Genomic DNA, 14,899 nt, shown 5'->3' on the forward strand with positions numbered 1-14,899 from the left:
GCCCGGGGCTGATCGCCGACCTCGACGCGGGGCACTATTTCGGCGCGGTCTGAGCCTCCCCGGCCTCTCCCCGCCCCCGCCCCCGCCCCCGCAGCGACGGCAGCCGCGACGGCACCCCCTCGTCGCGCACGACCCCCAGCCGCTGCGTGGCCCGTGTCAGCGCCACATACAGATCGTTGGTACCGCGCGGCGAGCCGGCCATGATGGCCTCGGGGGCGACGACGATCACCGTGTCGAACTCCAGCCCCTTCGCCTGCCGGGCGTCCAGCAGCACCACCGACCGGGTGAGATCGGGCGCCGTCCCCCAGGAGGCGTCCGGGAGTTCGGCGGCCAGTCCCGGCAGCAGGGCGGGCGGGGCGATCACCGCCAGCCGTCCCTCGCTCGGCAGATCGGTCGCCATCTCCGCTGCCGTACGGAGGAGTTGGCGGGTGCCGACGGACCTCACCTCCGGGCCCCGGCCCGTCGCGCGTACGGACTTCGGCGGCTCGAAGTCCGCGTCGGCCGTGCGCCGTACCTCCGCCGCGACGGCCATGATCTCGGCGGGCGTACGGTAGTTGACGCCGAGCTTCGACAGCTCCCAGCGGTCCCCGACGTACGGCCCGAGGATCTGCGCCCATGAGTCGCAGCCGGCCGCGTCGCCCGTCTGGGCCGGGTCGCCCACCAGCGTCATGGAGCGGCTGGGGCTGCGGCGCATCAGCAACCGCCAGGCCATCGCGGAGAGTTCCTGCGCCTCGTCCACGACGATATGGCCGAAGGCCCAGGTGCGGTCGGCGGCGGCGCGTTCGGCGGCGCTGCGGGTGTCGGCCTCCTCGTGGCGGTCCGCGAACCGTTCGGCGTCGATGACGTCGTGGGCACCGAGCACCTCCGAGTCCTCGTCCTCCTTGTCCTCGAACTCCTGGGTGCGGGAGCCGTACGACAGCTCCAGCACGCCCTGCGCGTAGGCGATCCGTTCCTGGCGCTCGCGCGCGGCGGCGGCGCGGGCCGCCGAATCGTCCTCGCCGAGGAGTTCGGCCGCCTCGTCGAGCAGCGGTACGTCGGCGGGGGTCCAGTCGTCGATGGCGTCGGCGCCGGTACGCGGCCCCGACCTGCGTACGGCGGCGGCGTCGCGCGCGGAGAGCCGGGCCCCGGGGTCGGCCAGGAAGCCGGCCACCAGCTCGTGCGGGGTGAGCGTCGGCCAGAGCGTGTCGATCGCGGCCTGGACCTCGGGGCTGGTGGCGATCTCCTTGCCGAGCTGGGCGATGTCGGTGGGGTCGAGGAGGTTCGGGCCGCCGAGCGGGTCGGCGCCGATCCGTTCGGCGAGCTGCCCCGTCAGCGCGTCGATGATCCGGAAGGCGAAGGCCGGCCGGGCGAGGTTGTGCGGCTCCCCGGTGTCACGGGCGCGCTGCCGGGCCTCGTACGCGGTGTCCCGGTCGAGCGTGAGGGTGCCGTACTCCTCGTGCGCGATCTCCAGTACGGGGTCGGGCAGGGTCTGCCGGGCGGCCAGCTCCTCGGCGAGCACCCGCGCCATCTCCGCGCGGCCCTTGACCTCGGCGGCCTCGGGGGTGTCCGTACCGGTGGCGACCACGCCGGGGAACAGCTCGCCGACCGTCGCCAGCAGCACCCCGGTCTCGCCGAGGGAGGGCAGCACCTCCCCGATGTAGCCGAGGAACGCCGGGTTCGGCCCGACAATCAGCACCGCGCGGCGGGCGAGCCGCTCGCGGTGGGCGTAGAGCAGATACGCGGCCCGGTGCAGCGCGACGGCGGTCTTGCCGGTGCCGGGGCCGCCCTCGACCACCCGTACACCCTGGTAGGGGGCGCGGATGATGCGGTCCTGCTCGGCCTGGATGGTCTGGACGATGTCGCTCATCCGGCCCGTACGCGCGGAGTTGAGCGCGGCGAGCAGTACGGCGTCGGCGTCCGGGCCCTCGTGGCCGGTGCGGGTGGTGTCACCGATGTCCATGATCTCGTCGTGGAGCGCGGTGACCTCGCGGCCCCGGGTGGTGAGGTGGCGCCGTCGGCGCAGCCCCATCGGGGTGTGGCCGGTGGCGAGGTAGAAGGGGCGCGCCACGGGGGCCCGCCAGTCGATCAGCAGCGGGGTGCGCTCGCGGTCGTCCGCGCGCATGCCGATCCGGCCGATGTGGTGCGTCGCGCCGCCGGCGCCCGGCGTCCCGAGGTCGATCCGGCCGAAGCAGAGGCCGGACTCCACGGCGTTCAGCGCGGCGAGCAGCCCGGAGTCCTCCGCGACCCGGATGTCCCGCTCGACGCGGCTCTGCCGAACGGTGGTGACCTGCCCGGTCGTCGTCTCGACCGCGGCCCCGGCCCGTTCCCTGAGGGCATCGAGGCGCGCATAGAGGAGGGAGACGAACCGCTGTTCGTCCTGCAAGTCCTCGGTTGACAATTCAGCCCCTGTTCGATACGCTGTTGCTTAACGCCCTGATCTTTGACCTGACTTGATCGAGGCATGGAAGCCCCATCCTACCTGGATACGCACTGACTCTCACCCCGGCCGTTTATCGGTTCCGGGGTTTTTTGTGCGCCCGCACACATGAACGAACGTGGACGAACGGCGCCCGTATACTCGTTGTATGCAATGGTCGCGACCGCGGGAGACATCATGACGTCGGGGCGGGAGAAGGCATACGCGTTCCTCAAGGAGCACGTCCTGACCGACCCGGACCGGCAGGGCGAGTTCCTCTCCGAGCAGGAGCTGGCCGACCGGATCGGCGTGTCTCGCACCCCCATCCGGGAAGCGCTGCTACTGCTCGCCGCCGAGGATCTCGTACGGCTGGTCCCGAAGCGCGGAGCGCAGATCGTCCCCCTGTCGGGCCGCGAGATCACCGAGCTGATGGAGCTGCGCGGGCTGGTCGAGCGGTACGCGGCCGGGCGGATCATCCCCGAGGGCCGGGCCCCGCTGGCCGAGCTGGCCGAACTCCTGGAGCGGCAGCGCGCGTTGAGCAGCCCCGAGCAGGCCAGGGAGTTCATCGCGGTGGACCATCTCTTCCACGCGACGATGGTGGCGGCGGTCGGCAACGAGCTGCTCAGCCGGCACTACGACGGGCTGCGCAGCCGGCAGATCCGGGCCGGGGTGGTCGCCCTCTACAACCAGCAGGGCAGGCAGGAAGCCGTTCTGGCGGAGCATCAGGCGATTCTTGAGGCGGTCGCCTCCGGTGACCGGCCGGCCGCGTGCGCGGCGATCGACGGTCACCTGGAGACGACCCTCAAGGTGCTGCTCGCGGGCTGACGCACGCGGGCTGATTCACGGAGCGGTTCAGGCCCCGGGGGCGTTCACGAGAGGGGCAGTCGGCGGTTGGCCAGGACCGGTACGCTCCGGCGGACTGCGGCGACCTCGTCGATGTCCAGGTCCGCGAGCAGCAGCCCCGGCTCCGCGTCGAGCCGCTGCCGTACGGTTCCGTCGGGGCCGATGACCGCGCTGTGGCCGATCCCGGTGGGCGCGTTGCCCGGGGGCCGGGCAGCGGCTTCCGAGGCCACCGGGTCGGCCTGGCCGACCGCGACCAGCCAGCTGGTGGCATCGAGCGCCCGCGCCCGGGTCAGCAGCTCCCACTGCTCGACCTTGCCGGGACCCGCGCCCCAGGAGGCGAGCACCAGCGAGACGACCGCTCCGGCGTCGGCGTGCGCCCTGAACAGCTCGGGGAAGCGGACGTCGTAGCAGGTGGCGAGGCCGATCCGGACGCCGTCGACATCGATGGTGACGATCTCGCCGCCCGGGGCGACACTGTCGGACTCGGCGTAGCCGAAGGCGTCGTAGAGGTGGATCTTGTCGTACGACGCCTCGACGCCGGGGCCGGTGGCGAGCAGGGTATTGGCGACCTTGCCGTCGGGGGCCGGGGTGAACATGCCGGCGACGACGACGAGCCCGGTCTCCTTGGCGATCTGGCGCACCGACGTGGCCCACGGCCCGTCGAGCGGTTCGGCCAGCGGGGCGAGCGGGGTCCCGAAGCAGGCCATCGCGGCCTCGGGGAAGACGACGGCGCGGGCGCCGCCGTCCGCCGCGCGCCGGGCGTCCTCCCGGAGGAGTCCGAGATTCCGCTCGGGGTCCGGACCGGTGGTGAGCTGGCTCAGTGCGATACGCATGGGGCCATCCTTACTCGGATGCGGAAGCGGGTGCGGACGCGGGTGTGGGGGTGGACTCGGTGGTGGGGGTGGATTCGGGAGCGGGGGGCTGCGTGGCGGACTCCTCCTCCGGGTCGCCGTCGCGGCCCAGGGCCAGCCCGGTGATCGTGACCACGGCCGTGATCACCAGATAGAGCCCCAGCGGCAGCCACGAGTCGTACGCGTCGAGCAGCGCGGTGAAGAGCAGGGGCGCGACCGCGCCGCCGATGACACCGGCCAGGGTGTACGCGAGCGAGGAGCCCGTGTAGCGCAGCCTCGGGGAGAACTGCTCGGCGATGAAGGCCGCCTGCGGCCCGTACATCAGCGAGTGGATGGCCAGGGCCACCACGACGCCGAGCGCCAGCAGCGGCCAGCTCCCGCCGCTGACCATCGGGAAGAACACGAACGGCCAGACACCGGCGGCGACGGCGGAACACCCGTACAGCAGACGGCGGTTGATCCGGTCGGAGAGCGCACCGGCGAGCGGGATCAGGAAGACCTGGAAGGAGGAGCCGAGGAGCACGGCGCCCAGGGCCGAGCCGCGCGACATGTCCAGCTCGGTGGTGGCGTAGGTCAGCACGAAGACGGTGAACAGCGCGTACAGCACGTCGGGGGCGACCCGGCTGAGGATGGCGGCCGTCAGCGCGCGCGGGTGGGTGGTGAAGACCTCGCGGATCGGGGCCGTGGGGCGTGTCTGCTCGGCCTCCATCGCCTTGAAGACGGGGGTCTCTTCGAGCTTCGCGCGGATCCACAGCCCGAAGACGACGAGGACGCCGGAGAGCAGGAACGCCACCCGCCATCCCCAGGAGACGAACTGGGCGTCCGTCAGTACGGCACCGAGGAGGGCGAGTACGCCATTGGCGAGGAGGTTGCCGGCCGGCGGGCCGATCTGGGCGGCCGAGGCGTAGAAGCCGCGCTTGCGCGGATCGCCGAACTCGCTGGAGAGCAGGACGGCGCCGCCCCACTCGCCGCCGACACCGACGCCCTGCGCGAAGCGGAGGATGACCAGCGCGATGGGCGCGGCGACGCCGATCGTCGCGTATCCGGGCAGCAGCCCGATCAGGAGGGTGGCGACGCCGATCAGGACGAGGGTCGCGATGAGGACCTTCTTGCGGCCGATCCTGTCCCCGAGGCGGCCGAAGACGAATCCGCCGAGCGGGCGGGAGACATAGCCGACGGCGTAGGTGGAGAAGGCCAGCAGGGTGCCGGTGGCGGGGTCCTCCGAGGGGAAGAAGACCTCCCCGAAGACGAGCGCGGCGGCCACGGAGTAGATGGCGAAGTCGTACCACTCCAGCGCCGTGCCGGTGAGGCTGGCGAAGAAGGCGCGGCGCACGGCGGACCCGCCGCCCGTACTCACGCCCGCGCCTCCGCCCGGGCCCGTGTCCGTGCCTGTGGCTGTTCCTGTGCTGTTCTTCACGATGTCCGTCCTTGGGGAGGCGCACTGTCGACCTTCCGGCATACTTCTTGTATACAGGTCGTATGCGCAAGCCTTCCGCGCAAAGTTAACCTCGCCGATACCGCGACCGATGTGGAGAACACCCATGGCGCTGCTGACTTTCGAACTCCCCGACGGCACCACCAGGGCCGTCGATGTCGTCCAGGTGCTCAACGCCGGTTACGCCGGGCGGAGCCAGGCCGATGTCGCCGCGCACGTGGCCGAACTCGCGGAGCTGGGGGTGCCCGCGCCGTCCGTGACGCCCGCCCTCTACCCGGTCTCGCCGTATCTCGCGCAGCACACGGACCGGATCAGCGTCCAGCACGGCCGTACGTCGGGCGAGGCCGAGTGGGCGCTGGTGGTGGACGGTGACGGGGAGCTGCTGCTGACGGCCGCCTGCGACCACACCGACCGCGAGCTGGAGGTGCACGGGGTGGCGTGGAGCAAGAACGCGGGCCCCGATGTGCTCGCCCGGCGCGCCTGGCGGCTGGCCGAGGTGCAGGACCGGCTGGACGCGCTGACGCTCCGGGCCTGGGTGACCCACGGCGGCGAGGAGACCGTCATCCAGGACGGCACGCTGGCGGAGCTGCTCACCCCGGGCTACTGGGCCGAAGTGCTGCGCGAGCGAGGTGACCTGGTGCCCGGCACGGTCCTGATCTCGGGCACGATCCCGATGACCGAGGGCGTCGACCAGTTCGCCGGCCGGTGGCGGGTCGAGCTGGGCGACCCGGCCACCGGCGACACGATCGAACTCGCCTACGACGTGGTGCGGATGCCCGCGCCCATCGGCTGAGCGGAGGCGGGGGCGGCGACGGCGGCGGGCAGGGCGGCTGAGGCGACGGCGGCCGGGGCGGCGGGCGCTGCGGCCGGGAAGGTCGCGTCCGCGCCCGCGTTCTGGGACGCGTGCAGCCGGGCGTACACCCCGCCGCGCGCCAGCAGTTCGCGGTGCGTGCCCGTCTCGGCCACCCGGCCGGCGTCGAGGACGAGGATCCGGTCCGCGTCCGGGGCCAGGCCCAGATCGTGGGTGATCATCAGGGTGGTACGGCCCGCCATCAGCCGGCGCAGCGGGTGGATCACCCGGCGGGCGGCCGACGCGTCGAGGCCGGTGGTGGGCTCGTCGAGGACGAGTACGGGCGCGTCGCGCAGCATCGCGCGGGCGACGGCCAGCCGTTGCAGCTGCCCGCCGGAGAGCCGGGCGGTGTGCGGGTCGATCATCGTGTCGTACCCGTCGGGCAGCGCGGTGATGAACTCGTGCGCGGCGGCGTCGACGGCCGCCCGTACGATCTCCGCGTCGGTGGCGCCGGGCCGGCCGCAGGCGATGTTGGCGCGGACCGTGTCGTGCAGCATGTGGGTCTCCTGCGGCAGCAGGGTGATCTGCGCGCGTACGAAGTCCAGCGGCAGCCGGTCGAGCGCGGTGCCGTCGATCCGTACGGTGCCCTCGTCGGGATCGTAGAAACGCGCCAGCAGCTTGGCTACGGTGGACTTGCCGGCGCCGCTGGCTCCGGTGATCAGCACCAGCTCGCCGGGGCGCGCGGTGAACGAGACCCCGTGCAGTGCGCCGCCCGCCGCTCCCGTGTCCGTACCGGCGTTCGTACCCGCGTCCGTACCGGCGTTCGTGCCCGCGTCGGTGCCCGGGTAGCGGAAGCCGACGGCGTCGAACGTGATCACGCCGCGCATCGGCCGGGGGGCGACGGCGTGGTCCGGGGCCGGGTCGGTGACGGCGGGGCGGGCGTCGAGGATCTCCAGCAGCCGTTCGGCGCCGGCGGTCGCGGCGGTGAGGGTGAGACCGAGCTGCCCCAGGTTACGGACGGGCGGGTAGAGGTAGCCGAGGAAGGCGGCGAAGGCCAGCAGCTGTCCGATCGTCATCCGGCCCCGGGAGATCTCCCAGGCGCCGAGCCCGATCACCGCGAGCACGCAGACCGTCTCGATGATCTCGACGAGCTGTGCGTACCGTTCGCTCATCCGCGCCCCGGTGACCGACGCGCGCAGCCACGCGTGCGCCTCCCGGTGCAGCCGCCGCTCCTCGTCCGCGCGGATGCCGTACGCCTGGGTGAGGGCGACATGGCCGAGGGAGTCGGTGACGACGGAGGTGATCGCGCCGTCGGCGACCCGCTCCGCGCGCGCGACCTTCTTGATCCGGCCCGAGAACCCGCGGGCCGCGAGCCAGAAGAGCGGTGCGAGGACGAACGCGGCCAGCGCCAGGTCCCAGCGCAGCCAGAACGCCGCCGCCGCGAAGAAGACCGCGCTGAAGACGGCCGAGACCGTGCCCACCACCCCGGAGACCACCATCTGCTCGATGGCCTCGACATCGCCGGTGAGCCGCTCGACCAGATCGCCGGTGCGGTGACGCTGGAAGAAGTCCGGCGGCAGGTCCTGGACATGCGCGAAGACCCGGGCGCGCAGCCGCAGGACGAACCGCTCGGCGGTCCGGGCGGCGACCGAGTTCCCCGTGTACGCGACGAGCGCGCCGCACACCGCCACTCCCAGCCAGAGCGCGGCCGGGCTCCAGAAGGCACTGAGCGAGCCCTTCTGGAGGGCGTTGTCGGTGAGGTCGCTGAAGAGGAGGATCGCGGCGGTCTCGGTGAGCGCGGCGATCACGACGCAGACGCAGATGAGGACCAGCCAGCGGCGGTCGCCCCGGGTCAGCGGCCAGAAGCGGGTGAAGGCGGCGCGGGCGGAGAGCGCGGGCGGGGGCGCGGCCGGCGGTACCGTCACCGGCTCGCTCTCGTACGGGGTCATGGGGTCACGTTCTTTCGGCCTTCCTCGGGCGGGTGACACGGCGGTGGGCCCGCGACGGGTGTCGCGGGCCCACCGTGGAGTGCCTGGTTCAGCCGCCGATCGGGCGGTGGTGGCCCCGACGCCCGTGCTCGTGCCGCTTCGGGGGAGCCTCCTCGTGCCGCCGGTGGCCGTGGTGGCGCTCGTCGCGCTTCTCGCCGGGCTTCAGCGGGTGAATTTTACGAATGCTCATGTCATTACTCCTTGCTTATTCATACGTGCTGCTTGCTTGTCCGGAACCGCTGAATGAGACGCTAGGCGCGAATAATGAGTAATCCCTTTAGATTCGTCACGCGGGAGGTATAGGAAGGATTGGCGATTCTTTGTCCGATCCGGGGAACCATCCCTCCCCCGCTTATCCGGAACATACGGCGGTGGGCCCGCGACGCATGACGCGTCACGGGCCCACCGAGAATTGCCGCAATCCGTGGTTCGGCCGCCGGTCGGCCGCCGGTCAGCCCCCGATCGGGCGGCGGTTGTGGCGCTGCGGCTTCGCGGGCCGCTTCTTCGCGGGGGCCCGGTCCCGGTCCTGGCCCTGGGACCTGCCCGGGTTCTTGGCGGCGGCGGGCTTCAGCGGGGTGATGTGACGCAGGCTCATGATGTTCGCTCCTTCTGATCCGGCCGGTCGCGGTCGCTCCGGCTTCGATGGACCAAAATCTAGGCGCGAATTCTGGGCGGGGAATAGCCGGGAGCTGTGTATCCACTGTCGGCACACAAAAGGGGTTGGCGGCATCAGCCACCAACCCCTTTTCATGTACTGGTCAGAGTCCGATACGGATCGGACCGCCCTTCGGATCGACATTCCGCAGCAGATTCCAGGGAATGCGGAATACCCGGCCCGGCGCGGCCGGCCAGGGAATCACCCGGCGGTTCAGCAGCCGCCCGTCCTGACGTACCGTCACCCGGGGCACTCGGACCAGCCGTTCGGTCCACAGCAGCAGCCGGTCGCGCGGCGGCGCCGGGTCTCCGACGCGCAGCAGCCCCGGTGCGACCCAGCGGAACGGCGCGTCCGCGACGATCGGCACGGCGGTCTCGTGCGGCTCGTGTCCGTCCAGCCAGAGCCGTACGTGCCGGGCCACATGCTTCCCGTCCAGCGCGGCGATGTCGGCCGTGTCCACCGCGTGCAGCAGGTTCCCGGCGGCGAAGACGCCGGGGCGGCTGGTGCGCAGCGCCGTGTCCACCAGCGGCCCCTTGGTGCCCGGGTCCAGATCGAGCCCGGCGGTGCGGGCCAGTTCGTGGTCGGGGATCCAGCTGCCGGTGAGGATCAGCGTGTCGCACGCGACGGTACGGCGCCGTCCGGTGGCGGTCTCCTCCACCTCGACGGCCTCCAGCCGCCCGTGCCCGATGATCCGGGTGATCCGGGTGCCGGTGGCCACCGGGCCCTCCAGCAGGGCGCGGCCCGGTACGTGGAAGGCCGCGTACGCGTCGGGGGTGCCGTACTCGGTGGTCATCAGGACCGTACGGCAGCCCGCCTCGCGCAGGGTGAGGACGGCGGACCAGCTGACCAGTTCGGCGCCGACGACGACGGCCCGCCGGCCGACCTCCCGGTGGTGGACGTGGACGGCGTTCTGGAGCTGGCCCGTGGTGTAGACGCCGGCCGGCCGGTCGCCGGGGATGAGCCGGGCGGACCGGGGGCGTTCCCGGGCGCCGGTGGCGAGGACGACCGCGCGGGCGTCGACGCGCAGCCGCCCCGAGGGGGTGGTGACGTCGAGGGAGCGCTCGCCGGACCAGCCGGTGACGGTGGCCTCGGTGCGGATGTCGGCGCCCGCGACGCGGGCCCGCTCCACGAGCGTACGGGCGTACGCGGGGCCGGTGACGACCCGCTTGAGGTCGCGGATTCCGTAACCGGTGTGGTCGCTGTGGCGCGGGATGCCGCCCGCCGCCGGTTCCCGGTCGAGGACCAGGACGCGTCCCGCGCCGAAGTGGGGCGCGAGTTCGGCGGCGGCGGTGAGCCCGGCGGGGCCCGCGCCGACGATCACGACATCGGGCATCAGCAGCTCGGGGGCGGACGCCTCGGCTGCCGTGACGGCCAGCTCCGCGGCGAGCGCCTCGTAGTCGGCGGCCCCGGGGGTGGGGGACGTGCTCACTTGGCTGCCTCCTGACAGGTGCCGCCCTTGGTGGCCATCAGGGCGTCGACCCGGGCTCCGCAGTAGAAGCCCTGGCAGCGCCCGTTCATCGCCCGGGTGCGGCGGCGCAGCCCGTCGAGTCCGGCGGGCGGCAGCGGGGAGAGGTACGCGTCGCGGATCTCTCCCTCGGTGACCCGCTCGCAGAAGCAGACGATCCGCCCGTAGGCGCTGTCCTCGGCGATCAACGCGGCGTCCTGGTACGGACGGAGGTACGCCTCGCCCAGGTTGGGCATGCGCGGCGGCTCCGGCAGGTCGAGGCGCGGCTCCAGTTTGAGCCCGGCCTCGGCGAGGACGCCCCGGACGTACTCGGCGATCGCGATCGACGCGGTGAGTCCGGTGGAGCGGATGCCGCCGACCAGCAGATAGCGCTGCTCGGGGCTGGGCTCGATCAGATAGTCGCCGTGGTCGATGGCGGCGCGCAGTCCGGCGTACGAGGCGGTGACCTCCTCCTCCAGGAGCGTGGGCATCAGCCGCGCGCCCTTGGCGAGGAGGAAGTCGAAGCCGGACTCCGAAGTGCCCGTGTCCGTACGGTCGGTGAGGTCCTCGGCGGTGGGGCCGAGCATCACGTTGCCGTAGATGGTGGGGCTGATCAGTACGCCCTTGCCGAGCGAGCTGGGCACGGGCAGCACGATACGGTCCGCGAGCGGCCTGGCGAGCTTGTCGTAGACGAGGAGTTCGCCGCGGCGCGGGGTGACGGTGAAGCGCCGGTGGCCGAAGAGGCCGTCCAGCACGTCGGCGCCGAGTCCGGCCGCGTTGACGACCCAGCGGGCGGTGACGGAGCCGCGCGAGGTGCGCAGCGTGGTGGTGTCCGTCTCCGTATTCGCGTCCGTCTCCGTACCCGCGTCCGCGCCCTCGACGGCGTTCACCCGGTGGCCGAGGAGCACGGTCGTGCCGCGGGCCGTGGCGTCGGTGGCCAGCGCGAGGGTGGTGGTCCAGGTGCAGATGATCGACTCGTCTGGGACGGTGAGGCCGCCGAGGGCGCCGGGCCCGAGGGCCGGGACCTGCCGGTAGACCTCCTCGGCGCTGACGGGTTCGCAGTGCTCGTAGCCGTTGGCGACGGCCTTCTCGCGCAGCCCGGGGAGGGCGTCGAGCTCCTCCTGGGTCCAGGCGACGAGGAGGGCGCCGGTGCGCTCCATGGGGATGCCGGTGTCGTCGGCGTACGCGGAGAGCAGCTCGTACCCCCGCCGGACCAGCCGGGATTCGAGGGTGCCTGGCTTGGCGTCGAATCCGGTGTGCAGGATGGCGGTGTTGGCCTTGCTGGTGCCGTCGCCGACGTCGTCGCGGGCGTCGAGGAGGACCACGGACAGGTCGTGTCCCGACAGGTCCCTGGCGATCGCCGAGCCCACGACCCCGGCGCCGATCACGGCCACGTCGTACACCTTGTCGTACGCGCTCCCGGCGGCCTGCGCGTCCGTCCGCGCGTCTGCCTTCTCGTCCGTCCGCGCGTCTGCCTTCTCGTTCACCTGCTCGTTCGCCTGCTCGTTCACCTCCTCCCGGGCGACGGGGCCGGCGGGCGGGCTGTGGTCAGTCATGCGGCTCCTCCTGCGGGAGTGTTGCGTCCACCGCCGCACGCCAGCGGGCGCGGTGGTCCTGGGCCCGGTCTTCGGACCAGAGCGGTTCGAAGGTGACGCCGGGCGTCCACGCCGGTACCGCCTCTTCGAGGCCCAGCTCCGGCTCGATCGCGAGCCGCGCGAGGGCGGCGGCGCCGAGCGCGGTGGCGTGCTGCGACGGGTAGACGTCCACCGGGATCTGCGCCAGGTCGGCCTGAGCCTGCATCAGCACCCGGCTCCGGGTGAGCCCGCCGTCGGCGCGCAGCCGGGTCAGCGGCGCGCCGAGGTCGCTCGCGACCAGCCCGGCCAGCTCCGCGACCTGCGCGGCGATGCCCTGGAGCACCGCGAGCACCAGGTGCTCGCGGCGGGTGGAGAGCGTCATTCCGGTGAGCGCCGCCGTGGCGTCGGGCCGCCACCAGGGGGCCGCGAGGCCGGCCAGCGCCGGGACGAACAGCACGCCCTCCGGGTCGCTCGCGGCCGTACGGTCCAGATCGGCGGCGGTGTCGACGAAGCCCAGGTCCTGGAGCCACCGTACGGCGGAGGCGGCCGTGTACACCTGGCCGTCGACGCAGTACGGGGTCTCGCCGCGGGCCCGCCAGGCCACCGAGGAGGTGAGTCCCGAGGTGGAGCGCAGCGCCTTGTCGCCGGTGTTGGCGAGGAGGAACGCCCCTGTGCCGTACGTGCACTTGGCGGTGCCGGGGGTGAAGCAGCCCTCGGCGAGGAGGGCCGCCTGCTGGTCGACGACGAGCCCGGCGACCGGCAGCACCCCGCCGAACGCGGTGGTCGTGCCGACGATCTCGTCGCAGGCGACGATCCGGGGCAGCTCCTCGCCGTCCAGCCCGAACAGCGCGGTCAGCTCCGGGTCCCAGTCGACGGAGTCGAGGGAGAGCAGCAGCGAGCGGCTGGCGGTGGACGCGTCGGTGACGAACGCGCCGGTGAGCTGCTGGACGAGCCAGGTGTCGGTGGTGGTGACCACCCCGCCCCGGGTGACGTTCGCGCGCAGCCAGGCCATCTTGGGCGCCGAGAAGTACGGGTCGAGGACCAGCCCCGTACGCTCCGCGACCCACGCCTTGTCGTCGGCCAGGGCCGTACAGAGCGGCTCCGACCTGCGGTCCTGCCAGACGATCGCCTGCGAGAGCGGCCTGCCGGTGCGCCGGTCCCAGGCGAGGACGGTCTCGCCCTGGTTGGCGAGGGCGACGGCCTGTACGGTCCGGCCGCCGGCCCGTTCCAGGGCCAGCCGGCCGGCCTCCAGGACGGAGGCCAGCAGCTGTTCGGGGTCCTGTTCGACCCCGCCACCCGGCAGATAGACCGGGGTGACGGGCACCTCGGCGACGGCGACCACCCCGTCCACCGGGTCGACGACGAGGGCCTTGGTCCCCGAGGTGCCCTGGTCGATGGTGAGGACGGTCACCGCTCTTCGACCTCCAGGCTGGGCTGCGACACGAGCTGCTCCCTGCGCGTGAACCAGACGACGGCGAAGAGGACACCGCCGACGACCAGGGTGGCCAGCGCGTACTGCTGGGCGCCGCGGAAGTCCGACGGGATCATGAAGATGCAGAGTTCGGTGATCAGCCAGAGCGAGGCACCGATGACCACGGGCTTCTCCCACTTGCCGAGCTGGAAGTCGTCCTCGGCGGGGGTGTACTTGCTGCGGGTGGCGATAAAGAGGACGACCGTGCCCGCGTACAGGATGGCGGGCATCAGGGTGCCGGCGCCGAGCAGCTGCGGCAGCGCGTCCTCGTTGCCCGCGAAGAGGGTGACGATGCCGATGGAGGCGAGGGCGACGGTCAGCGTGGCGAAGGTCGGGCCGCCGGTGGGACGCGGCACCTTGCTGAGGGTCTCGGCGAACGGTACGCGGCCGTCACGGGCCATCGAGTGCACGAGGCGGCTGTTGCTGACCATGATGACCAGGCCGCAGGCGAAGATGGCGATGCAGACGACGACCAGCATGGCGGTCGCGACGGCGCTGCCGACGGTCGACTCGATGATGGAGGCGACGGGCGCCGAGTCCTTGGTGAGCGCGGCGACGTTCTTGCCGGCGCCCGCGGTGATCACGATGAGGAAGAGCATCCCGATGCCGCCGCTGAGCAGGATCGCGCGGACCATGGCCTGCGGGACGACCTTCTTCGGGTTGTGGGTCTCCTCGGCGAGGTTGGCGGCCGACTCCCAGCCGACCAGGGTGAAGGCGCCGAGCAGTGCGGAGAGCATGAACGGGCCGAGGAATCCGTAGTACCCGTCGCCGGAGATCGTGCCGTACGAACCGAGGTTGCTCCAGTCGCCCTTGCCGAAGAAGAGGACGGCGCCGGCGATCAGCACGGTGAGGCCGATCATGACGATGATCTCGGCGCCCACCGCCAGGTTGTTGATCTTGGTGGTGATGGGGGTGGACCAGATGATCAGGGCCATCTGGAGCAGCAGCACGATGACGGTGCCGACGGCGCCGCCGGTCGCGGTGTACGTGATGTCGAGCAGCGGGAAGAGCGCGACCTGGGTGAGCCCGTAGTCGACGGCGACCACGACGATCGCGAGGAACGCGAACGACACCCAGCCGAACCACCAGCCGAGCACCGGCGAGGCGAGCCGGCTGGCCCACTGGTAGCTGTAGCCGGAGATCGGGATACGGCTGGCGAGCATGCCGTAGACGAGCGCCACCAGGACGGTGCCGAGGGTGACCAGCGGCCAGGTCCAGATACCGGCGGGGCCCGCGGAGCCGAGCACGGTGCCGTAGGTGGTGAAGAGGCCGGTGGTGATGGAGATGAAGGAGAACGCGACCGCGAAGGACTCGAAGCGGCTGAGCGTCCGGGCGAACTGGGGCTTGTAGCCGGCGGCGACGGTGGCGGTGCCTTCGTCGGCGCCGCCCGCGCCCGCGGTGCCGTCCACGCCCTTACTTGGGGGTATGTCCGAAACAGGTGGGTTAACCGTCG

The 14,899-nt window shown here is 72.3% G+C and carries 12 protein-coding genes; 2 read left to right on the top strand and 10 right to left on the bottom strand.

Going from position 1 to position 14,899, the window contains the following annotated elements:
• Window positions 1-34: 34 nt before the first annotated feature.
• A complete protein-coding gene (locus tag AB0389_RS31625; RefSeq protein ID WP_366398995.1) occupies window positions 35-2,362 on the bottom strand; it encodes an ATP-binding domain-containing protein in 2,328 nt (775 codons plus the stop codon).
• 231 nt (window positions 2,363-2,593) lie between these two features.
• On the opposite strand from AB0389_RS31625, the gene AB0389_RS31630 reads away from it, so the two are divergent.
• On the top strand, window positions 2,594-3,220 hold the full coding sequence (locus AB0389_RS31630) for a GntR family transcriptional regulator (RefSeq protein WP_366398958.1): 627 nt from the start codon (window positions 2,594-2,596) through the stop codon (window positions 3,218-3,220).
• A 44-nt stretch (window positions 3,221-3,264) separates the two neighbouring features.
• Here the strand turns inward: AB0389_RS31630 and AB0389_RS31635 are convergent, their stop codons facing one another.
• Both AB0389_RS31635 and AB0389_RS31640 read right to left on the bottom strand, forming a co-directional pair.
• Window positions 3,265-4,071: a carbon-nitrogen hydrolase family protein gene (locus AB0389_RS31635; protein WP_366398959.1), complete on the bottom strand. Its 807-nt coding sequence runs from the start codon at window positions 4,069-4,071 to the stop codon at window positions 3,265-3,267.
• Between the two features lie 10 nt (window positions 4,072-4,081).
• On the bottom strand, window positions 4,082-5,446 hold the full coding sequence (locus tag AB0389_RS31640; RefSeq protein WP_366398996.1) for an MFS transporter: 1,365 nt from the start codon (window positions 5,444-5,446) through the stop codon (window positions 4,082-4,084).
• Window positions 5,447-5,630: 184 nt separating this feature from the next.
• Between AB0389_RS31640 and AB0389_RS31645 the strand changes: the two genes are divergently transcribed.
• Entirely contained in the window at window positions 5,631-6,317 is a 687-nt protein-coding gene (locus tag AB0389_RS31645; protein WP_366398960.1) for a DUF2848 domain-containing protein, read from the top strand.
• On the opposite strand, the gene AB0389_RS31650 is transcribed toward AB0389_RS31645, so the two are convergent.
• The 7 genes from AB0389_RS31650 to AB0389_RS31680 all read right to left on the bottom strand — a co-directional run bounded on the left by AB0389_RS31650 (window position 6,281) and on the right by AB0389_RS31680 (window position 14,855).
• A complete protein-coding gene (locus AB0389_RS31650; RefSeq protein ID WP_366398961.1) occupies window positions 6,281-8,263 on the bottom strand; it encodes an ABC transporter ATP-binding protein in 1,983 nt (660 codons plus the stop codon). The genes AB0389_RS31645 and AB0389_RS31650 overlap by 37 nt on opposite strands.
• A gap of 88 nt (window positions 8,264-8,351) precedes the next feature.
• A complete protein-coding gene (locus tag AB0389_RS31655; RefSeq protein WP_366398962.1) occupies window positions 8,352-8,492 on the bottom strand; it encodes a hypothetical protein in 141 nt (46 codons plus the stop codon).
• Window positions 8,493-8,753: 261 nt separating this feature from the next.
• Window positions 8,754-8,897: a hypothetical protein gene (locus AB0389_RS31660; protein WP_366398963.1), complete on the bottom strand. Its 144-nt coding sequence runs from the start codon at window positions 8,895-8,897 to the stop codon at window positions 8,754-8,756.
• A gap of 163 nt (window positions 8,898-9,060) precedes the next feature.
• Complete coding sequence (locus AB0389_RS31665) at window positions 9,061-10,290, bottom strand: FAD-dependent oxidoreductase (protein ID WP_366398997.1); 1,230 nt, start codon at window positions 10,288-10,290, stop codon at window positions 9,061-9,063.
• A gap of 92 nt (window positions 10,291-10,382) precedes the next feature.
• Window positions 10,383-11,957 (bottom strand): NAD(P)/FAD-dependent oxidoreductase, encoded by a 1,575-nt coding sequence (locus AB0389_RS31670; protein WP_366398964.1) that lies wholly within the window; start codon window positions 11,955-11,957, stop codon window positions 10,383-10,385.
• Window positions 11,950-13,386, bottom strand: a complete 1,437-nt coding sequence (locus AB0389_RS31675) for an FGGY family carbohydrate kinase (RefSeq protein WP_366398965.1) — start codon at window positions 13,384-13,386, stop codon at window positions 11,950-11,952. The genes AB0389_RS31670 and AB0389_RS31675 overlap by 8 nt, the downstream gene beginning before the upstream one ends.
• Complete coding sequence (locus AB0389_RS31680) at window positions 13,383-14,855, bottom strand: amino acid permease (RefSeq protein WP_366398966.1); 1,473 nt, start codon at window positions 14,853-14,855, stop codon at window positions 13,383-13,385. The genes AB0389_RS31675 and AB0389_RS31680 overlap by 4 nt, the downstream gene beginning before the upstream one ends.
• Window positions 14,856-14,899: the final 44 nt, after the last annotated feature.

Origin of the sequence: Streptomyces sp. NPDC093109 (assembly GCF_040701725.1) — a bacterium.
Lineage (GTDB): Bacteria > Actinomycetota > Actinomycetes > Streptomycetales > Streptomycetaceae > Streptomyces.